The organism is Natranaerovirga pectinivora, from assembly GCF_004342165.1.
Lineage (GTDB): Bacteria > Bacillota > Clostridia > Lachnospirales > DSM-24629 > Natranaerovirga > Natranaerovirga pectinivora.
In genome coordinates this window covers 1-22,687 of sequence record NZ_SMAL01000011.1, presented here as the reverse complement: position 1 = coordinate 22,687, position 22,687 = coordinate 1, and the positions used below count along the sequence as shown (strand labels likewise).

Sequence of the window (22,687 nt, the reverse complement as noted above, 5' to 3'; positions counted from 1 at the left end):
TATAATAAATCAAATTATAAAAATGCTAGTGGAAATAGTTTTATAAAAAGTATTTTTGATAAGGGTAATTATGGAGAGTTTTTTAACATTTTGGTGTCTTGAAAAGTTAAAAGGGAATTATAAATTAATGACTAATTTATATATACCAAAAGAAGATGGGTCAAAAACTGAGATAGATTTAATAATGATAGCTGAGAGTGGTATATATGTATTTGAATCTAAAAATTACAGCGGATGGATTTTTGGTGATGAAAAATACAAAAACTGGACGCAAACTTTGCCAAATAAACAAAAGAACCAATTCTATAATCCTATATGGCAGAATAAAGGTCATATAAATGCTTTGAAATATGTTGTGGATATTGATAAGAGTAATCTTTATAAGTCTTATATTATATTTAGCGAGCGCTGCACATTAAAAAAGATTAATGTTAGTTCATCTAATGTTAAAGTTATTAAAAGGAATACTTTAATTAAAAGCATTACTAATGATATGTTGAGTTCTTCTAACATTTTATCTATAGAAGAAGTAAATCAAATATATTGTGAACTACAGAAATTTTCTTGTGTAGATAATTCTGTTAAAAGAGAGCATATTGAAAGTGTGAAAATGAAAAAGATATAAAAATTAAACACGTTCAACCATGGATCTAAGGAGTTCTAATATAGTACCTTTGTAATAAATGGAGGATTTTAATATCTCTATTTGGTAATTAACATCCAATTGGTAAAATCTAGGTTCAAGTTTAAAGAATTTCTTCAATAGTTTCATATGTTCTGTTGTAAATTTTAGGGGATCTCCTTTAGGTAAACCTGCTCTCTTATATAAAAAAACTTTAACATTATTGTGAATGTTTAGTTGTTCAATCCAATTCATTACTATTTCACTAGTGTTAATGTTAATATACTCACTAGGAATGTTAGGATTATATTGATAATTAATATTATATTCGTTTTTAGACAATCCGATTTTTTTCAAAACATAATCGATTCTAAAGCTAGGTATTAAATCTAATATCTTTTGTCTATTTTCTTTTGTAGCATCACCATTATTGTAAAGTCTGCGAAGGAATTTTATTTGTTGTTCTTCATAATTAGTAGAGGGCTCTATAATGCATAATGTTTTTTTTATACCTTTATCAAGCATATATTTATATTTATCATATCCACCAACTAGTACGTATTGATTTTCAGTTGAACACTTTTCAACAGGTAAAAAAAGATCATATGGTAATAGAGCATTTTCAAAACTATCCATTCTTTTTATATAGCCACTTGAAATGTTTAAATGCAAACTCTCATTTACTATTATTTTATGTAAAGAAACAATTTGAACTATATTATTCATTAAAACACCTCCTTTTTAAATATATGCTATGAAAAAATTGTCCTAGTACTTGTTAGTTGAGCTAAATTAATTAGTATCAGTCTATTGCATACTAGCATCTATTAAGCATAATAAGATATAAATGGTTAAAAAGAACAAATTATTTAATTTGTAGTAATATTTTTATTTTCATCTTCGTAGAATAGATTTAGGTTGTTTTTACAACTATTTTATTTATAAGGGGAAAAAAGGAATGAAAAGAATAACTTTAGACTATTCAAATGTATTAAATACAATAAGTGAAGATGATATCTTCAGCTTAGATGAGAGAGTAAAGCAATGCCATGATATGCTTCATGAAAAAACGGGACTTGGGAATGATTATGTTGGTTGGGTAGATTGGCCTTATCATTATGATCAAGAAGAGTTTGCTAGAGTTAAAAAAGCAGCAGATAGGATAAAAGAGAGTTCGGAAGTATTTGTTGTGATTGGTATTGGTGGTTCTTACTTAGGGGCAAGAGCGGCGATAGAGATGTTAAGTCATAGTTTTAATAATGAATTGCCATCAGACAAAAGAAAAGGCCCTAAAGTATACTTTGTAGGTCATAATGTTAGTGCCACTTACATCAATCATTTATTTGAAATCATAGAGGGTCAAGACATATCTATTAATGTGATCTCTAAGTCAGGGACAACAACAGAACCTGCATTGGCTTTTAGATTGTTTAAAAAATATATGGAAAATAAATATGGTAAAGAAGAAGCTAGCAAGAGAATTTATGCTACCACAGATAAAAGCAAAGGTGCATTAAGGGACTTAGCAACTCAGGAAGGTTATGAAACTTTTGTTGTACCAGATGATATTGGTGGTAGATATTCTGTACTGACTTCTGTAGGGTTATTGCCTATAGCCGTTGCTGGTATTGATATTGATGAAATGATGGCAGGGGCAAAAGATGCTGCAGACGAATTTAGCAATATGAATTTAAAAGAAAACAGTTGTTACCAATATGCTGTCATAAGAAATCTATTATATGTAGAAGGCAATACAACAGAGATTCTTGTGAATTATGAACCTTGCTTATTTTATCTTGGTGAATGGTTCAAACAGTTATTTGGTGAAAGTGAAGGAAAAGGTGGATCAGGGATATTCCCAGCATCATTAAACTTCACAACAGATTTACATTCTATGGGACAGTATATACAGGATGGAAGAAAGAATATTTTCGAGACTGTACTTAATATAGAAGAACCAGAAAGTGACATTACCATTGAGAGTATTGAAGGGGATATGGATGGTCTTAATTATTTGGCAGGGAAGACCATTAACTTTGTCAATAAAAAAGCAATGGAAGGGACCATAAATGCTCACGTATCTGGAGATGTGCCAAATATTGTGATTAATCTTCCTAAGATAAGTCCTTATTACTTTGGGTATATTACTTATTTCTTTAAAAAAGCTTGTGGCATTAGTGGGTATTTATTAGAAGTGAATCCATTTGATCAGCCAGGGGTAGAAGAGTATAAGAAGAATATGTTTAAATTGCTTGGGAAGCCAGGGTTTTAATAATCAGTACCTTATAAAAGAGCCACCATGTATATGGTGGTTTTTAATTTTAAAAAATTTAAAAGTCGATTTGTAGACAATAAACGGATTGAAGGAACCATATCACAAATGCTTGAAAGTTCATTAGCTTTTGTTCGAAGAAATATGAAGGTTAAAACCATAGTTACCGAAGACGGTACTCGAGCGGATAAACCAGAATATCCAATAAAAGCAGTTAGAGAGATAATACTAAATGCACTTATACACAGAGATTACAGTGTTCATACAGAGCGGTCTCCTATAAGATTAATCATGTATGAGGACAGATTAGAGTTAGAGAATCCAGGAGGTCTATATGGCAGGATCACTATAGATGATTTAGGGAAGGCGGCTGCAGACACCAGGAATCCATACTTAGCAGGAGCATTAAAAATTATGATTGATACAGAAAATCGATTTTCAGGGATTCCTACTGTTATAGCTGAACTTAAAAAAGCTGATATGCCTGCTCCAGTATTTATAGATAGGCGAGGGGTATTTAAAGTAATATTTTATAAAAAGATGGCGGTCGGTCAAGATAAAGAAGTTGATTTTGAACGGGAGATTTTAAATTACTGTATTACACCTCGAACTAGGGAAGAACTCGCTGATAAATTTGGATTTGAAGCACCAAGCTATTTTATTAAAACGTATATTCATCCGTTAATTGATGCGGGGAAAATTAAAATGACTTTGCCAGATAAACCAAAGAGTAAATATCAGAAGTATTATTCATGAAGAACAGTTAATGGAATCTGCCTAAGATAACACCTTATTACTTTGGATAGATTACTTATTTCTTTAAAAGGCTTGTGAATCCATTTGAACAGCCAGGGTTTTAATAATCAGTACCTTATAAAAGAGCCACCATGTAGGTTTTACATAGCCTATATGGTGGTTTTCTGTGCTAAAGAAGGAAGAATTTACCCAGGTAACAAGAATATGAGTAAAAAACGAGAAAAACTACTCATATTTTATTGATATAGAAAGGCCCTTTGGTATGGTTATAACTTAGTAAAAGATAGAGGCGTTTTAACAACCAATATGCTAATGGAAATCCAAGGTCTAATTGAATCTAATCGAGCTGGAATAAGAAAGTTACCTGGTACAGTATTGAAAAATGATATAACTAGTGAAATTGTTTATACGCCATCAAGTGGTGAACGAGAAATAATATCTCTACTATCAAATTTAGAAGAGAAGAGGCAAGACCCGATTTCATAATTAAAAGAAATAGGGTTATTTTTTACAAAGTGAGAATTTTCGACAATAAGAGGTGGCAATATATGAATAAAATGTGCTAAAATATGGTAAATAGTACATATATGTTTTTGATTATTGGTGGTGGATGTATGGAAGGTATTGGACTTGTTTTAGCAGGTGGAGGCGGTAAGGGCGCTTATCATATTGGCGTGTGGAAAGCATTAAAGGAATTTGGTGCTGATGAAAATATTACAGCCGTTTCAGGAACGTCTGTTGGGGCCCTTAATGGGGTGTTGTTTTCTCAAGGAAATTATAAGATAGCAGAAGATGTTTGGCTTAATATTACCAAGGAGAATATTTTAAAATTAGACGTTGGGGAAATAAAGGATCAAGTTTTGAGTGGGCTTTCTGGTTTTTCAACTGGTCAGAGTTTAAAAATGGCTTTACCTATGACGGCCTACTTAGCAAGTCATTATAAGAGTAGTATTTTTTCTAGGGAGGGTCTATTAGAAATAATAGATGAATCTATCAATTTAGAGTACGTTGCTACAAATGGCATACCATGCTTTGCGACTTGTCTTGAAGTACCTGTTTTAAATAAAAAGGCTTTTAATATACAAGGAATGACTCCTAATAGAATAAAATCCATTTTATTAGCAACATCTGCTTTGCCTGTTATTTTCCAAAAGATAATTATTGATGGGGTCAGTTATATAGATGGTGGTATACCTGTTTTTGGTGATAATGTCCCTGTAAAACCATTGTATGACTTAGGGTATAAGGTAATCCTTGTTGCTCATTTGAGTAGGGAAAGTATACTAGATACCAATGCTTTTCCAGGTGCAAAAATCATTCAAATTGTTCCCAGAGAACATCAAGGGGAACTTCTAGATGGGACTTTGGATTTTACCAAAGAGGGTGCTAAGAGAAGAATTCAACAAGGCTATGAAGATACCATAAAAATATTAAAGCCTTTATACGATATGGGCATGGTACAAGGGCAGATGTATCAACAGTTAAATAAGATGGTTAAGGATGAATACATATTTGAAGAAAAAAGACAGCATTGTCTTGAAGAAAGAGAAAATCTTAAAAACCAATTAAATCATATAGGCTTTAAGTTGAAAGGAAAGTGAGCATGGGGACGTCATTACAACTCAATCATACAAAAGAGCTAACCCTTCAAGAAAAGAATCAATTGGATCAACACATAGCAGAAATGATAGAAATACATAAAAACAATGGGGCAAGCATTAATACGTTGGTAATGGATAGTGTTACAGCCCTTTCTATTGCTGAATCACGAAGTGAAGCCCTTGCTGATCAAGGGGTTTTGAAAAGTTTATGGAGAGGTCTTACTGGTAAGAATCAGCAAATTAGAGCGGATATTGATAGAAACTTAGCCACATCTCAATATGCTGCAGGGCAAATGATTCAAATTCTTGCCCAGCAGAATCTAATGAGCTTTGATTTGGTGGGTAAGGTAAATGAGAAGCTGAATAAGATGGTCCATGAAGTAGATGGAGAAATTAATAATATCTACAAGGTGCTTATTGATTATTTTGGACAAATACATTGTTACAATGAAGAACAAGATGAAAAAATAGTTGAATTAGAATTACAAGTAAGTGAACTTAAGAATATCGTAAGGAGAATGAATATGAATTGTAAAAATTGTGGACTAGAAGCAAAAGATGGACAACTTATTTGTTATAAATGTGGTGAGGTCTTAGAAGTAAATACATTTGCAGATGATAATTTACATAGAGCATTTTTATCTAAGGTAGAGGGGATCTCTAAGGTGCTTAAAAACAATACCCTTTCTACGGATTATATGTGGGATGTAACGGTTTCAAAGTATGCACAAGTTATTGAGAGTACAAAAGCAGTGCTATCAACGGAGTTAATGGCGGATAAAGTCACAACTAAGATGTTTAGAGATATGGATAATATGCTAAAGCGTTGTAAGAAAGCAGAGTTTCATATTGCTTTAGTAGGCGCCATAAAAGCAGGTAAATCAACATTGATTAATGCTATTTTAGGATTTGAATTGGCTTCTACAAGGGTAACGCCAGAAACAGCCGCTTTAACCAAGTTCCGTTCAAGTAAGGAAAATTATGTTAAAGTATCTTTTTATAAGGCTGTTGAATGGGACAAGCTTTGGACAAGTGCTAAAAATTCAAGAGCTGAAGTGTTTTTAGAAGAATACAAAGCTTTAAATGCAGATGCAGAAAAAAACAATTGGTTGGATAAAGAGACACTCACATTTAGCTGTGCAAGTAAAGAAGATTTAAAAGAAGAGATACAAAAGTGGACGTCTTCTAAGTCTCCAACACATTACTTTGTAAAAGAAGTTGAAGTAGGTCTAGAAGATTTTAATATGCCTGAAGAGGTTGTTTTTGTGGATACCCCTGGACTTGATGATGTGGTACAATACCGATCTGATATAACCCGTGATTACATAGACCGTGCCAATGCGGTTTTAGTTTGTGTAAAGGCAGATGCATTAACGGGGCAAGAAATGGCAACGATTTATAGTGTTTTTGCCAATACAAGATATAACCCTGAAAAAGTTTATATTGTAGCCACTCAATTGGATACATTAAATAGACCTGAAGAAAACTGGAAGGAACAATATAAAGAATGGTTAAAATACTTAAAAAGAGCCGACTGTTTTGGCAGTGAAAGGTTAGCATCCAAAAACATAATCCCTGTATCTGGATATTTTTATACCCTTATTAAGAATTTTGATCATATTACAGATCAGGACGATGAGTATTTTGATTTGGTTTCTATTTTAAGCAAGTTTAGACTTACAATGGCTCAATTAGGAGAGAATGCCAAACGTTTACTTGAATTTACAGGTGTAGATATCTTAAAACGCAGGTTAGATCAGGAAGTTGTAATGAACTATAAATCTATTTTAATAGATGATATAAGAGAAAACTTTTTATTATGTAAAAGTGATATTTCTGATCTAATGAAAAAATTGAAATCAAACCAACAAGAGGTTATAGAGACAAGTGAAAAAGGCATTGAGGAGATTCGTGCAAAACGTGAGGAATATGCAACAAGGTTAGAAGCCACTGCAGTAGATAAAAAAGAAATGGACAAGTTATTAAAAACCATTAAATTAGCCACAACAAAACGTGTTGAAGAATTAACAGTGGCTATAAAAAGTATGGGAGGAGTGAGTTAAGTATGTCACCACTACCGTTAATAAAGCCGTCCGGTGTTCTCATATATACACTTGCTAAAAAAGCATGGAATTGGTTAAAGAATGCCTTCAATAGAACAGCAAAAGAAGCAGGAGAGATAGAATCAATTACAGGGGAATCTGCTATTGAAGATATAGCTAAAATTAATGACATTTTTAATGGCTTTAAAGGAACTGTAGACAAGGAAATTATTGAAATCGAAGAAAAAATCCTTGAAGAAATCTCTGTATATGCCAGCGAGTTGTGTTTTGTAGTAGAAACGAATAAAGCATTATTAGGCAAATACAACATTAATTTAAATAGGTTCTTAAGACAGATTGAAAAATTAAAAACAGGTATTAATGGCTTAATGCAAAAGGAGATATCTAAAAGAGTATCCCTTGATAATCCTGAATGTAAAAATACGGTTAAGATGCTACCAGGGGCTAAAAAGGAAGAGGCATTTAAGGTCCTTTTAGAATCTGCAACAAATGCCGGAATAGATGCAGTCAATGAAAAAGTGGAAGAAATCATTTCTGATATAATGGATGATTTTGAGTTTATGTTAAACGATTGTATTGAACAATTAGAAAAAGATATTCAGTCCCAAATGGTGTTATTATCAGATGAGGAAATGGCGTCAAAAGACATTGTTGAACTAAAAGAAGAAATAAAAAGCAAGTCTACTTTAATTATTGATATGTGTAATGTAATAGAAAATATCATTAATGAGGAGGTGTAGTTGTGGGTCTATTCAAATTAATTGGTAGAGCGATTGGTAGAGGCGTAGAGAACGTAGGTAATTTCTTTGGGAGCGAAAGAATGTCTCAGGCAGGTAGGAATATCCAAAATGCCTGTGCAGAAACGTCAAAAAAAGTGAGTGAAACAAATGAATATGATAAAGAAAGTGCACCGATACACCAAACCATTATAATGAATGAAATTTTATCCAGTTTTAGTATTGGATTACAAGCACAGGCCGATGCCGTAGAAAGGGATTGTGTTGCTGCTTCTCAAAAATACTTTGATGATTTGATTAAAGGGTTAGATAGTAAAGAGTCAGGCATTAAATCTAACCGATTAAAATTAACTTTAAAAAGAGTAAAAAGTAGTATTACGGGGTCATTGAAAAATCATTTGGCAAAAAGAGTATCTTTAGATGATATTGAATGCTTACAGATTCTACAAATGAGTTCAGGTAAGGAAAAAGAAAGAGCTATGAAAGCCTTTGGTGGAAAAGTCATTAAGGAAGGTTTGTATGCTCTTGCGAAAGAAATTAAAAGTATCGTTAAGGAACAAAACGAGGAAATTCAAGAATTTCTTGAGGGTGTTCTAGAAACGAAAGAAAAAGAGTTGATTGCCATGGAAACTCAATTTAATTCATTGGCTTTGCGAATAGAAAATGATGTAATTGATAAAGAAAAAGCAAAATTAGAGCCTTTAATTATTATTGGTGTTGCAGATATGATATTATCAAAGCTAACTGAATGATAAGGCATAGAAGGGTGGTGCAAAATTGGGTTTTTGGAGTTTTATAGGGTTGGCCAGTAAAAAGGATTATGATGAAGTCACACAAAAGCTTAACGATATGACTCTGATGTTAGATCAATTAACCAAAGAAAATCAAAAGATTTATAAAGCCTTTGATTTGGTTAATGAGCAGATAACAAATGAAGGTCATAGAATGATTGAAAATACAAATGATCATATGAATACTATTTGTGAAAGAAATAATAAAGAGACACAGGCCATTATAGAAATAATACATAATATAGAAAATGATTTTTCCAATAATAATGAAGATATTAAAAGAAGAATGACCCTTAATACAAAAGAAATTAAGAATTTATATAATGATGTAAATGATAAATTGAACACGAATGAGAATCAATTAAAAAAAGTGGAGGACTTATCTACAAAGTTACTTGAAACCATGAAAATCATTTGGATGGATAATATAATTGACAACTTGAACATGGTCGCTAGAACAAAAAAAGAAAAATAGGTAATGGTAGGATCACTGTAGATGATTAAGTAAGGCGGCTGCAGACACCAGGAATCCATACTTAGCAGGAGCATTAGAAATTATGCTTGATACAGAAAATCGATTTTCAGGGATTCCTACTGTTATAGCTGAACTTAAAAAAGCTGATATGCCTGCTCCAGTATTTATAGATAGGCGAGGGGTATTTAAAGTAATAAATATCAGAAGTATTATTCATGAAGAATAGTTAATAGAATCATTAATTAGAAGTGACAGCATTCTAAATAAGTAAAGCCTATAAAGGTTTGGCTTTTTTATACTTGTCCAACGTTGTGGTCTAGTTTATAACCTCTTTGAATATTTTATAAGGATGAAAATACAAGGTATAGGCAAGATGAAAGAGATTAATAGCTGGATCAAATCTAAAAACAGTCAGTGGAGTAAAAAAGAAATAGATAATATTAACTAGAAACTACTAAATGTTGATTTAAAAACATTTAGTGGTTTTTTAGTTTGAAAATAAATCCAAAGCAATCAAAAAAATATTTAAATTGTAGAATTTAATAAAAAAATATGATATTATATAATCTGTATGTACAATTATAAATTGATTCTATTTATTATGAATTGAATTAAATGTGTAGTATGTGCACAATAAAATTAATATTTTAATCAAAAAAAACAGATGAGTATGAACAATGAAAAACGGAGGGATTAATGAATGAGTAAAAGTAAGAGGTTTGTGGCTTTTGCTTTAGCAGTAATGATGTTGATAACATTGTTACCAACAAGTCTTGTCACAGCAACAGAAGAAGAGAGTTTAAGGTCTATTGAAATTATTTCTGTACAAGCTGCATCTTTAGAAGAAGATGGCAGTCCAATAGAAATAAAAACAGCCAATGCATTTATCGTTGGAAACAATTGGGGTCACCAAACAATAGTAGGGGTTATGATTACTGGTTTAGATTTTACTGGTGACAACAACTATTTATTTGAGTTGCAATTGGAGGATCATAATTATCAAAGTGTTATTCAAAAACATAATGATTCAACAGGTTATGTAATCCTTCAACAGCCAATTAACACACTTAGAGGTGAAATACCATTAGTAATATCAATTAATGATTTCAATAATCAACCATTATATGAAACAGTTACTTTGGAAATAAGTATTATTGAAGATGATCCTATGACAATTGAGGAAGCCAATGGGCATGTTATACCAAAGGATATATATTATGAAACGACAAATATAAATACACAATTTTATCTTCCTATCAATTTAGATACAGAAGGTTTAAGATGGGGGCTGGAAAAAGACGGTATTATATATGCTGCTAATTCAGAATTTAACCAACTCCATACATATACACAAAGATTTCAAGATCATAGATATAAAGAATTAGTACCTTTTGCCAATATGTTAATGTCTAACTTGAAATATTATTACATTAACTTTATACAAGGAAGAGCTTTTGAGATAGGCTTATACAATGTAGTTGGGTATAACGATGAAGGTGTAGTTCATAGAATACCTAATATGTTTAATATAACAGATTCTACACTTATAAATGTGAGTAACTATCATAATGTAGAAAATAGATTAGGTGCGAATAAGGTTTATGCAACTTTAAGGGTGTCAGGTGGACATAATCGTGACTTTGGACTAGAATTATACAATCAAAACAATGAAAAATTAGGAGAAAGCTACAACCATAGAATACTGTATGTTCACAGTGATGCAGAGGCTTTATATGAGATAATACTCCCAGAAGGAGAGGTTTTAAAAAGTGAAGCTTATACCATTAGGGTAGTATCGGATGAAGCGTATTTAGGAGAAGATACATATACATTCTATCCACAGCAGTCACAAAACTTTAGAATTATGAGGTCGTATGTGCCACATAGAGAATATGCACATTTTGTATTGTGGACAGATGGCGCAAAGTATAATGAGCAATATAAAGTTGAATTGCATTTGCAAGATCAAGTGATAGCACAAACAATTATAACACCAGAGAGTGATATATTAGACATTGAGTTTACAGATGCTAATGGGGAAGTTATTAGATTTGAAGACTATAGTTCTTATATGATTAGAATTTTTGAAAAAGATCCAAATGGTGATGGTTGGGCACAATGGGGAACTTCAACAAGTTATTGGAGTGGTAATGTAAGTGGAACACCTAGTGCTGGATCACCTTTTGAGGTTGATTCTTATAGTGGAAGTGCTCATTTTAGCAATAATAAGATAATTGGACAATTACAAGTAAACAATTCTTTGTTAGATACTATAGAAAATAAAAATGGTTTTAGTATTGATATCATTAGTGTTTTAGGTGATGTATATACTTTTGATGAATTAATGGTGGATGAATATAATTTTGATGATTATACGTATATTCGCTTTGAGCAGGAGTTATCTATTGATTTACCTATGGGAAATTATACCTTTGCATTGAATTATGAAGGTGCTCCTGTGATTGTAACAGAAACAGGCGATAATGTTTATTTCCAAAATTATTATTCAAGATACACGGGTCAGACAAATAGTAATACTTCCTTTTTTGTTACCCGATATAACCAAACACATTTTTATACAAGTGTTAACAGTCAAAGTCTAACTTCATCTGAACTTGTATTCGAATTGTATGATTTTGATCCATTAAGGGTAACGCCAGAGCATAGAGTTGAATTGGTAAATGGCAATTCCCGTTTTAATATTGTTAGAAGTAATACTCAAGGAATAAATTTTTTCAAACCATATGATGCTGTTTTATTGGTAGATGGGGTTCCAGTTTCAAGAATGGGAAATCAATTCTTTTTGCCAATTGATGAACCACAAGATGATAATATCTACTCAGTAAACATATTGGAATCGCAAAATGGTACCCTAGTACCAACAATTACATCAGGATTAAAAGCTTCTGAAGTATATCTAAAAGTTCAACCAGATCCTGGGTATGCTTATAAGGCAAATTCTATTAAAGTAAACGGTGAATCTATTTTAGGTAGAGGATTTTTACTAAGTGGAGATGTAGAAGTAACAGCTGAGTTTGTACCAGTAGATACTCATAAAATTGATATAGAACCATTTATTCACGACGGCTTTGTATTTATAGAGCATAGTGTAGCTGGAGAAGGACAAATTATAACCGTTACAGCAACACCAGACAATGGCTTTAAATTAAATGAATTATTTTATTATAAAGCAGATGATTCTTCTAAAACACCTATTAAAATCGACTTAGGTTCTCCTTCATTTGTAATGCCAAATTATGATGTAGTGGTTGGAGCTGTTTTTGTACCAGCTCAAGCGTATAACATAATAATAGAAGAGATATCAAATGGGCAAATTACAGTGAAAAATAATGAATTAAAAGTCTATGAAGGCAGTTTGATAGAAGTAGAAGTAAAAGCAGATGAAGACTATCGTCTTGTTAATCATTCTTTAAAAGTTAATGGGATAGTAATCGAAGACTTTGCTTTTATAATGCCAAGTCAAGATGCAGTTATTACAGCAGAATTTGAATTTTTACCACCTGAATTTGAAGTGAAGTTTTTCAATTTGGATGGAGAACTTATAAAAGAGGAGATTGTATTAAAGTACAGTGATGCAACGCCTCCAGATAGCCCAACACGTATAGGTCATACATTTGTTGGTTGGGACAAAGCATTTGATAATGTTATGGAGGATTTAAATGTCTATCCAGTCTTTGAACCAATAGAGTATACAGTAGTTTTTGATACCAATGGTGGTTCTGCAATAGAAAGTGTACAAGTACCATATAATGGTATATTAAGTCAACCTAATGCACCAGCATTTGAAGGCCATGGCTTTGATGGTTGGTTTAAAGATGAAGGGTTAACTCAGCCTTGGGATTTTACAACTGATGTGGTAATGTCTGATGTAACCATTTATGCTAAATGGACAGAAAATGCCTATACAGTAACATTTAAAGATTATAATGGAGAAGTTCTTTCAACTCAAAGTGTTAAACATGGTGAAGGGGCTACGGCACCAGAAGCACCAACTCGTGAAGGGTATGTGTTTAAAGAATGGGATGTAGAATTTGATCATATAGTGGATGTATTAACAGTTACAGCAGTATATGAGCCAATGAAGTACACTATAAGTTTCAATTCTATGGGTGGAAGTATCGTACAACCTATAGATAATGCAGAAAGAGATGGTACAATTAATGCACCTAATGCACCAACGAGAGCAGGATTTAGCTTTGTAGGTTGGTATAAGGATGCGGCATTAACAATGCCTTGGGACTTTAATGAGGATGTAGTGGTTTCAAGCACAACCCTTTATGCAAAATGGGAAGCAAGTGGATATTCTATTACAGTTGCAGATAGTATATCTGGTGGTGTCATTGAAGTGCCAGCAACAAAAAGAGCAGGAGAATTTGTAACTGTTAATGTGATTCCTGATGGGAATAATATTGTAGACAGACTATGGTGGACATCAGCTGATGGGGTTTCAACAATTATTTCTAATGAAACAAAAATGTTTAGAATGCCATCTAAAGATGTAACGATACATGGGTCATTTAAAGAAGTAATAGAATTAACAGTAAAGGTAAATAAAGCAGAGTCAGCTTATAGTGTTACTATTCAAAATACAAGATTAGGTATTTATAAAACACAACAAGTAGCTCCAGGAACACTTGAAGCAAAAATCACTTTACCAGGGGGTTCAGGATACCAAGTATATCTTCAAATGGGACAGAGTGAAGATTGGTACTGGAATAGTAAACAGGTTAATCTTACAGAGAATCAAGAAGTAAGTTTTGAAATTCCTGTTACCCATAGCATTTTAGGTAGAGTCAATATTAATAGTGGTGTTTCATCAAATATGTATGTTGAAGCTTACTCAAGCAATGGTTATAAATATACTTCTGTAAGAGCAGATGGTACTTACACATTAAATGGTTTATTGCCTGGGGAATACAGTGTATACCTATATGACTGGAGTACAAAGTTATTTGGTGAAACAGAAAAACAAGTTGTAATTGTTGATAGTAATATAGAAGATATTGATTTTGAAGTAACAAAAGGTGCGGATTTACGTGTAAACCTTTCTAAAGTTCAAGGTAATCCTGCCTTTAGTGCATTTGTTACTCTGTATAAAGAAGAAAATAGCCAATGGCGTTGGTTCCAACAAGTTCAAACAGCTGGTGATGGCATAGCGTTGTTTAATGGAAGTGTTGGAGAAGAAGGTAATTATAAAGTTGAAATCAATTGGTTAAGAAATAGTAATGGAACAAGTATGAGTTTTGTTAGCGAGCCAGTTGAATTTAATGTTACAGCAGAAGATATACTTGAAGGAACTATCAGTAAAACACTTTACTATCAAGACCCAATCATTGGTTCTGAAGGGTTTGTAGGAAGTGGTAATGAAGTTTCTCTTGATTTAAGTACGGCTTATTCAGGTAATATTGTTAATTTAGACATAAGATATAAAAATAGTGGTAGTGAAGCTGTGGACACAAGCTTTTTAGTAACAACACCAGTAGATGTGACTTTAGTAAATGGCACAGCTACGGTGAATGTTGGCGAAGTATTACCAGGAGAGTCAGGAAGAGTGAGATTGGCTTATAGAGTGAATGAGACAAATCTTTCATCTCTTGAGTTTGATGTAAAAATCATCGTGGATTCTGATGGATTTGATTTTGGTAAGGCTTACTTAAATATTGGTAATGTGACTTTAAATGCACCATCTTCTGTAAAAGAAGGGGAAAGCTTTAAAGTATATGGTGAAGCTGTAGAAGGAACAGTTATTAGAATTAAGGATTTTGAAACAGGTCAGGTGTATGGAACTGTTTCACCAAGAGGAAGATTCTATGTAACTGAAATAGCATTACCTGCTGGTGAAGTGAAATTAGTAGCTGAAGCCATTAAAGGTGACGGTGTGGCTTTATCTAGAGTAATACCAATTCTTTCAGAAGAAGAGCCTGTTAGTGTAGCTAAAGTATATAAAAATGGTAATCTTATGAATATGAACAATCGATTAGGTATGTATACATTTAGCGAGTATGTTGATATGCAGCTTATGGGTTATCCATTTACAGTAAAAACAGAATTTGAAAATGCACATAAAATAGAGGCTGTTGAGTATTCTTTTGCTGGCAAGACTTTTGTTGCTAATAATGACTTTGAAGCAGTATTTAGCGGCTGGGGTGGCGCAGGATTAGAAACAATAGTAGCAAAAGTTACAACCACAGATGGCAAAGAATTATTCTTTAATATTGCAGAAGGAACCATTTTAATTGATCCAAGTGGTTATGTAACAAATGCTGTAACCAATGAACCTTTAGAAGGTGTCCTAGTGGTATGCCAAGTTCTTGTAGATGGCATATGGGTAGAATGGGATGCTGAAAACTATGGTCAAGTAAATCCTCAATTAACAGATGCTGATGGATACTATGGATGGATGGTACCAGAGGGTATTTATCGTGTTATCGCTACAAAAGAACATTTTGAGGATTATGATACTTTATTTGATTCAAGGTATAGCAATGAAGGAGATAACAGTAGTACTATTATTATTCCACCACCAAGGGATGATGTTGATTTTGAAATGGTGCCAAAATCATTTGGTATTTTAGTTGGAGAAGTGGTTAATGGTAGTATAACTGTTGCAGATCAAGGAAGATATACAGAAACAATTAGTGTAGCCATTACGCCAGATGATGGAATGACGTTAGAAGGCATTTATATTAATGGTGAAGCCATTGAAGGTACTTCTTTTGTAATGCCTGCTGAGGATGTTCTTATAACGGCAGCATTTAAAGTTATTGGTAATGATCCAGAACAGCCAACAGTGCCGGAACAACCAACAGTACCAGAACAACCTTCTGTACCAACAACACCTACAGAGCCAACAACACCTGTTGCACCTGTTGAAGTTGAAGTTGAAGGTATTGTTATTGAAGGCAATGAAGGAACCTTAAAATTAGAAGGTAAGATTGTAAACCAAGGAACAAATCTTGTGATCTCAGATTCAATGGCAAAAAGGATAATGGCATCTATGGAAAAAGATACGAAAGTATTGGTAATAGAAGCTGAAGTTGAAGATAGCATTCAATGGATTGAAATGGCAATCACAAGAAATCTAATAAGTGAGATGGCAAAAGAGTCTAAGACAATTAAAATGATGACACCACTTGGTAATATCATATTAAATAAAAAAGCTTTAATGAGTCTTTCTAAAGAAGATGGAGATGTAATTGACTTTAGATTAGAAGCAGTTGAGGACAAAATTAAAATTAATGTATTAACGGGTAATAAAAAAGTACTGACCATAGATGGTGGATTAATGGTTGCCTTTGAAATAAACAATGATTTGGTTCAAGGTGTGGCATTAATAAAAGCAGATGGCAGTGATAGGGTTATTCCTAAAACAATCATTAATGAAGGTGTTTTATATACCATCCTAGAGGGATCGTCACATATAAAATTGATTTCAAATAATAAACTATTTACTGATACTTCCAATCATTGGGGAAGAGATGCAATAGGTTTTGTAGCAAGAAGAAATCTTTTTGCTGGTACTTCTGTGGATGCGTTCAGTCCAAATATGACAATGACACGTGGTATGTTAGTAACCGTATTACATCGTTTGGAAAATGAAGTAGCAGTTGGAGACAATGTGTTTGAAGATATTAAAGGTAATGAATATTATGCAAATGCTGTAGCTTGGGCAAGTGCTAACGAATTGGTTTCGGGAGTTGGGAATAATAAGTTTGCACCTAACAATCCAATTACTCGTGAACAATTGGCTACAATACTTTATAATTATTCAAAAACATTAGGTTTAGAAGTAGCCCTAGTTGGTGAAGGAACGAGTGTCTTTGTAGATGTAAATGAAGTTTCAAGTTGGGCTAAAGCACCAATGAATTATGCTGTAAATGCAGGGTTATTACAAGGTAAAGGCAATAATGTATTAGACCCTAAAGGAGAAGCAACACGTGCAGAAGTAGCCACAATTTTAGAAAAATTCATACAAAACTTAATCAAGTCAAGTATGGAGTAAGACCAAAAAAGCGCCAGGTACTTATAGCCTGGCGCTATAATGTATAGAAATAAATACAAGAAAAAATGGAAAAATAGTAAAAAGTAATTTTCTTTTTGACAAAAATATATTATAATGGAAATATCTATATCAATATTTTATTAACAATGTATTAGCGGTATTTCCCAATGAATGTGGGATATTGATATTGATATTGATATTGAAGTCAGTACCTTATAGAAAACTTTAAAATTCTAGGGTGTATACATAAATGACTTAACAAAAAATAAGGAGGTAATATACGAATGAAATGTACTAAAAGAATTATTAGTATGATGTTGGTTTTAATGTTAACAATTGCTTTATTTGTTCCTACAGCAATTGCTGCAGAAGATAATTTAAGTGAAAAGTTAGCAGATCAAATCATTACATTATACAACGATTACCAAGAAGACTTTGAGAGGGCATTAGATTTATTTAATGGTTTCGACAATATAGAAGGGTTTCTTTCTGTATTTGAAGATTTATACGAGGAACAAGTAGATCGTATAAGCGGAATTGATGTAACAATTGTTACTTTTTCATCACTTGCTGCTTATGTAGAAAGCTATCAAGGACAATATGAAAGCGGTGACTTTGCAGCGGTAGTTGCTGATAAAGCACGTTTGGTAGAGCTAATTGAAGATGAAGCAACTAATTTAATTGTTAAATTAGTAGATGCTGGAATTACTTCTGCAAATATTGACCAAGCTTTTGAAAAAGTAGAACAAGTATTAGAAGTACTAAAACTTCGTAGTGACTTAGAAGCATTATTAGGGGTAGAGTTAAATTTCCCAATATTTAGGTCTACAAACAATGTCTTAACATTGGATTCTCAATTAGTAGATGAGTTAATTGACTTTGCTGGTAATGCACTTGGTACGAGCAAAATAGTATCTAATAAAGAAGTAATAGTAGAAGGGTTAAATTTATTTATTGGATATTATAACTCAAATGCAACAAATAAAAATGCGCTTCATAACTTTTTAAATAGTTATGGTTTTATTGTAGTAGTTACACCTCCACCAACTGATAGTGATGATGTTGTAACTCCACCACAACAACCATCTCAACCAACTCAACCAACACAACCGGTTGATAAAGACGATGATGAATTTGAACTTATCGAAATTGAATTCTCTGATATTGACGAAGAAATAGCAGCTTGGGCTGGTGAAGCAATCAAAAAACTTTCTCAATATGGAATTCTTAAAGGTAGAGGAAATGGAATCTTTGATCCAAGTGCTAATGCATCTAGAGCAGAATTTGCTACAATGATTTCTCGTTTATTAGCATTAGAAAGTGATGAAACATCTATGTTTGATGACGTAGATAGCAAAGCATGGTATGCAAGTACAGTAAATGCAGTTGCTAAAGCAGGTTATATCAATGGTAGAGGTAATAACAAGTTTGTTCCTAATGAATCAATTACTAGAGAAGAAATTGCAACTATTTTAGGAAGAATTCTTCTTGATAGACTTGATGAAGTTCCAAATGCTGAAGAATTACTTAAAGGTCTTACTTATTTTGTAGACGCAGATGAAGTAAGCGATTGGGCTCAATTAGGTGTAGCTGTTCTTTACCAATATGAAATAGTAAATGGTAGATCAGGACAAACATTTGCTCCTAAAGCAAATGCAACAAGAGCTGAAGTAGCAACTATGATTTATAGAATTACTTCAATCATTGAAACAATTGTAAAATAATCATTAGAATTATGATATTTTTAAATAAGGAATCAGGTTTTATATCTGATTCCTTATCATTGTATTAAACTACCCGTTAGGCATTGGATTATAGAAGGTGAAAATATGAAAAAGATAGTTTTAATTGTAGGGGGTATAGTTCTTTCTATTGGTATAGGAATGATCATACCTGCAAAATTTTTATCTACAAATCCAACAGTAATTGAGTTCGTAGATGATGAAAAAGACATAACTGAAACAAATAATGAAAACAATTTAGATTATAGTCAAAAGACAGATGACAAAGATGAAATAGATAAAAATGAATCTATTGATTTGGTTGAAGGTGTTAGAGATAGAAATGATGTTCCAGAAAAAAACTTGGATATTTCAAGTAATGAACCAACAGGAACAGTTTCTAACAATAACAATATAAAAAATTCAACAGAAAACAATAGCTCAAACAACAACATAAACAACAACACAAACAACAACACAAACAACAACACAAACAACAACACAAACAACAACACAAACAACAACACAAACAACAACACAAACAACAACACAAGCAACAACACAAACAATAACACAAACAATAACACAAACAATAACACAAACAATAACACAAACAATAACACAACAACCAATAACACAAAGAATAATTCCACAGGATTGGATCAAAACAAGATTTTACAACAGTTTAGAGATGAGTTAGCAAAGTATGAACAGGATAAAGTAATCACTGATACAGATAAAAATAACAATCAGGGTACTAATGCCAATGGATCAACATCTAATACATCTTCTACAGGAAACACAGGAAATACGTCAAGTCCACAAATTTACAATAGTTGGGCACAGAGTCAGCTAGAACAAAATATTCATATTGTGGATTCAAATGATTTAAACACTGTAGTTAATCTAGCCAATAGTGTAAATATCAATTATTTAATGGGTATTTATAATGGTGGTAGAACTGCAGAGAATGAAAGATTGGCAAAAGAGTATTTAGACAGTTTAAATGTATCATCGGAGGAGAGGGCAGTAATAGAGAAATACTATAATATATTGGGTTGGTGAGATAATGGTTGATTTACACAGTCACTTCTTACCCTATATTGATGATGGGGCAGAGTCTTTAGAAGAAACGATTGAAATGTTAAAAGCCGCAAGTAGGGACGGTATAACACATATGATTGCAACACCTCATTATGATAGAGATCTCTATCAGTATGAGATAGAAGATGTGCATAAAAGATTTCAAGAGGTAATTGATGTAGCAAAGAGAGAGAATATCGCTATGGAATTATATCTTGGAAATGAACTAATGATTAAAGCTGACTTGGATAAGGCACTAAGTAACAAACATTGTTTGTCTTTGGCAGGCAGTCAATATGTTCTTGTAGAATTTCCAAGGCTTGTATATTATGAAAATTATCTAAATATGTTATACAATATTAATGTAAAAGGTTACGATATTATCATTGCCCATCCAGAAAGATATGAGTATGTGGGGTCTAATATCAATATTGTATATGACTTAGTAAAACATGGATATTTAATGCAAATAGACGCGGGCTCCATAATAGGAAAATGGGGTTCAGATATAAAAAAAACAACGATACAATTGTTAAGACATAATCTGGTGCATTTTGTTGGTAGTGATGCACATGGACATAAAAAGAGAAGGCCAGAGTTAAAAGCTGCTTATGATGAAATACTTAAAATAATAGGTAAAGAGAAAGCGGATGAATTATTTATTCATAATGGGTTGGATGTTATTAAGAATAAACCAATAAATCCGGAGGATCCTATTAGAGTTAAAAAGAAGCACTGGCTTTTCGGTCGACATCGTTGATTGGAAGGAGTTATATAAATGGTTGAGGAAGTAAATGAAATAGACCTGAGGGAGATTATAGGTATAGTATTAGAAAAATGGTGGCTAATCTTAGTTTTATTCGTAATTTCTGCAGGTAGTGCAGCGTATATTACCAGTAGCCATATTACACCTATGTACAAAACAGAGGCTACTCTGTTTATTGGTAAAGAAGCAGATGCGCTTGCTAATATTAGCTTTGATGAGTTACGTGTTGGAAATCAATTGATTACCGATTATCGTGAATTAATTAAAACCCGTCTTGTAACAGAAGAAGTTATTGGGAGTTTAGGATTAAATGTTAGTATTTCTGAGTTTAGAAGTAGATTAGATGTAAGTACAATATCAAATTCTAGGTTCTTTCATATAGGATTTACGGATCCTGATCCAGAATTAGCATCAATGATTACCAATCGTTTAGCAGAAGTATTGGTAGCAACAGCAGTAGAAATTGTAGGTGTTAAAAATGTTCAGATTGTTGATAGTGCTATTCCTACAAGGAACCCAGTAAGTCCAAACTTAAGACTTAATGTTGCCATAGCAGGTATATTAGGTATTATGATAGCTATCTTCTTAATCTTCTTATTAAATATGATGGACAATACCATTAAAAAAGAAGAAGATATTGAGAAAGTTCTTGGACTTACAGTTTTAGGTGTTATACCTAAATTTGATGGGGAGGCTAGATAAGATGAATATTAATAAGAACCTTATTACATTACGTGATCCAAAAGCTCCTGTTTCAGAAGCTTATCGTATGATTAGAACAAATCTTCAATACACAAATATTGATAGACAAAATAAGTTAATTGCTTTTACAAGTTCTAGCACTGAAGAAGGTAAGACAACAACCATATCTAATGTGGCTATTACTATGGCTCAAGCAGGATATAAAGTATTATTAATAGATTGTGATTTGAGAAAATCAAGATTACATAAAACTTTTAACTTAAGAAATCACTTAGGGTTAACCAGTATTATTGTAGAAAAAAAGCCGTTAAGTGAAGTGGCACAAACTGTTGAAGAGATTGAAAATTTGTATGTTATTACAGCTGGAGCAATGCCACCAGATCCTGCTGAGTTAATTGCTTCTCAATCAATGCAAAGCTTTTTAAAAGAAGTAAGAGATGCTTATGATATTGTTCTAATTGATACACCACCAATTTTAAGTGTAACAGATGCAGCAATATTAAGTGGATTTGTTGACGGTATGATTCTTATATTTGCAGCGGATCAAACCAATATTGAAGCAGCAAAGGTTGCAAAAAAATCTTTAGAAAAAGTTAATGCCAACATATTAGGTGCAGTTCTTACAAAAGCTAATATGAAAAAACTTAGAAATTATTACTATTATTATGATTATAAAGAAAAACCTGAATCAGAAAAGAAAAAAAGAAAAGATAAAAAAAAGAATAAGTAGCACACAAAAAATGAAATGTGGACAAGCACATTTCTTTTTTTGCTTTATAGGAAAGTTCTATTTCCTATAAAGTAAAAAGTTGATTAAATGCGCTGCATTTTTCTAACAAAGCTAGAAAAAGCTTGATGCCCAAGAACAAAGGTGACTTCAGATATCACTTTGTTGTAGGAAATTATGCAATGAAAATATATGAAACTATGTAAAGATATTGACTAGAATTGCAATTTTGTAATATTTATTCTATAATGTACGGTATTTGTCAAGTAAGTTGTCGCATTTAATTTATTTCGCATAATCTATTTATTCTGGACCATATAATCCTTTAACTCTGTTTCTTTAATAGGA

Annotated in this window: 16 protein-coding genes and 1 pseudogene; 16 read left to right on the top strand and 1 reads right to left on the bottom strand. The window is 32.4% G+C overall.

Annotated features, from left to right (window positions below):
* Positions 1-70 precede the first annotated feature (70 nt).
* Positions 71-625, top strand: a complete 555-nt coding sequence (locus tag EDC18_RS12480) for a nuclease-related domain-containing protein (RefSeq protein WP_243115119.1) — start codon at positions 71-73, stop codon at positions 623-625.
* A gap of 3 nt (positions 626-628) precedes the next feature.
* On the opposite strand, the gene EDC18_RS12475 is transcribed toward EDC18_RS12480, so the two are convergent.
* Complete coding sequence (locus EDC18_RS12475; RefSeq protein ID WP_132253642.1) at positions 629-1,348, bottom strand: hypothetical protein; 720 nt, start codon at positions 1,346-1,348, stop codon at positions 629-631.
* A gap of 232 nt (positions 1,349-1,580) precedes the next feature.
* Between EDC18_RS12475 and EDC18_RS12470 the strand changes: the two genes are divergently transcribed.
* The 15 genes and pseudogenes from EDC18_RS12470 to EDC18_RS12400 all read left to right on the top strand — a co-directional run bounded on the left by EDC18_RS12470 (position 1,581) and on the right by EDC18_RS12400 (position 22,342).
* Complete coding sequence (locus EDC18_RS12470) at positions 1,581-2,894, top strand: glucose-6-phosphate isomerase (protein WP_132253640.1); 1,314 nt, start codon at positions 1,581-1,583, stop codon at positions 2,892-2,894.
* Positions 2,895-2,927: 33 nt separating this feature from the next.
* Positions 2,928-3,650 (top strand): ATP-binding protein, encoded by a 723-nt coding sequence (locus EDC18_RS12465; RefSeq protein ID WP_165878578.1) that lies wholly within the window; start codon positions 2,928-2,930, stop codon positions 3,648-3,650.
* 306 nt (positions 3,651-3,956) lie between these two features.
* On the top strand, positions 3,957-4,136 hold the full coding sequence (locus EDC18_RS12460) for a hypothetical protein (RefSeq protein WP_207669214.1): 180 nt from the start codon (positions 3,957-3,959) through the stop codon (positions 4,134-4,136).
* A gap of 128 nt (positions 4,137-4,264) precedes the next feature.
* Complete coding sequence (locus EDC18_RS12455; RefSeq protein WP_132253734.1) at positions 4,265-5,251, top strand: patatin-like phospholipase family protein; 987 nt, start codon at positions 4,265-4,267, stop codon at positions 5,249-5,251.
* 2 nt (positions 5,252-5,253) lie between these two features.
* Positions 5,254-7,314, top strand: coding sequence for a dynamin family protein (locus EDC18_RS12450; RefSeq protein ID WP_132253637.1), 2,061 nt, complete (start codon positions 5,254-5,256; stop codon positions 7,312-7,314).
* A 2-nt stretch (positions 7,315-7,316) separates the two neighbouring features.
* Positions 7,317-8,054 carry a hypothetical protein gene (locus EDC18_RS12445; protein ID WP_132253635.1) on the top strand — a complete coding sequence of 246 codons (738 nt, stop codon included), beginning with the start codon at positions 7,317-7,319 and terminating at the stop codon, positions 8,052-8,054.
* A 2-nt stretch (positions 8,055-8,056) separates the two neighbouring features.
* Positions 8,057-8,803, top strand: a complete 747-nt coding sequence (locus tag EDC18_RS12440; RefSeq protein WP_132253633.1) for a hypothetical protein — start codon at positions 8,057-8,059, stop codon at positions 8,801-8,803.
* 25 nt (positions 8,804-8,828) lie between these two features.
* Complete coding sequence (locus EDC18_RS12435) at positions 8,829-9,317, top strand: hypothetical protein (RefSeq protein WP_132253632.1); 489 nt, start codon at positions 8,829-8,831, stop codon at positions 9,315-9,317.
* A gap of 46 nt (positions 9,318-9,363) precedes the next feature.
* Positions 9,364-9,543, top strand: a pseudogene (locus tag EDC18_RS12430) (ATP-binding protein); the annotation flags it as partial.
* Positions 9,544-10,017: 474 nt separating this feature from the next.
* Positions 10,018-17,340: an InlB B-repeat-containing protein gene (locus tag EDC18_RS12425; RefSeq protein ID WP_132253628.1), complete on the top strand. Its 7,323-nt coding sequence runs from the start codon at positions 10,018-10,020 to the stop codon at positions 17,338-17,340.
* Between the two features lie 284 nt (positions 17,341-17,624).
* Positions 17,625-19,064, top strand: coding sequence for an S-layer homology domain-containing protein (locus EDC18_RS12420; RefSeq protein ID WP_132253626.1), 1,440 nt, complete (start codon positions 17,625-17,627; stop codon positions 19,062-19,064).
* 105 nt (positions 19,065-19,169) lie between these two features.
* Complete coding sequence (locus EDC18_RS14695) at positions 19,170-20,126, top strand: hypothetical protein (protein ID WP_207669213.1); 957 nt, start codon at positions 19,170-19,172, stop codon at positions 20,124-20,126.
* A gap of 4 nt (positions 20,127-20,130) precedes the next feature.
* Complete coding sequence (locus EDC18_RS12410; RefSeq protein WP_132253624.1) at positions 20,131-20,904, top strand: tyrosine-protein phosphatase; 774 nt, start codon at positions 20,131-20,133, stop codon at positions 20,902-20,904.
* Positions 20,905-20,922: 18 nt separating this feature from the next.
* Positions 20,923-21,612 carry a YveK family protein gene (locus EDC18_RS12405; protein ID WP_132253622.1) on the top strand — a complete coding sequence of 230 codons (690 nt, stop codon included), beginning with the start codon at positions 20,923-20,925 and terminating at the stop codon, positions 21,610-21,612.
* A gap of 1 nt (position 21,613) precedes the next feature.
* On the top strand, positions 21,614-22,342 hold the full coding sequence (locus EDC18_RS12400; RefSeq protein WP_132253621.1) for a CpsD/CapB family tyrosine-protein kinase: 729 nt from the start codon (positions 21,614-21,616) through the stop codon (positions 22,340-22,342).
* Positions 22,343-22,687: the final 345 nt, after the last annotated feature.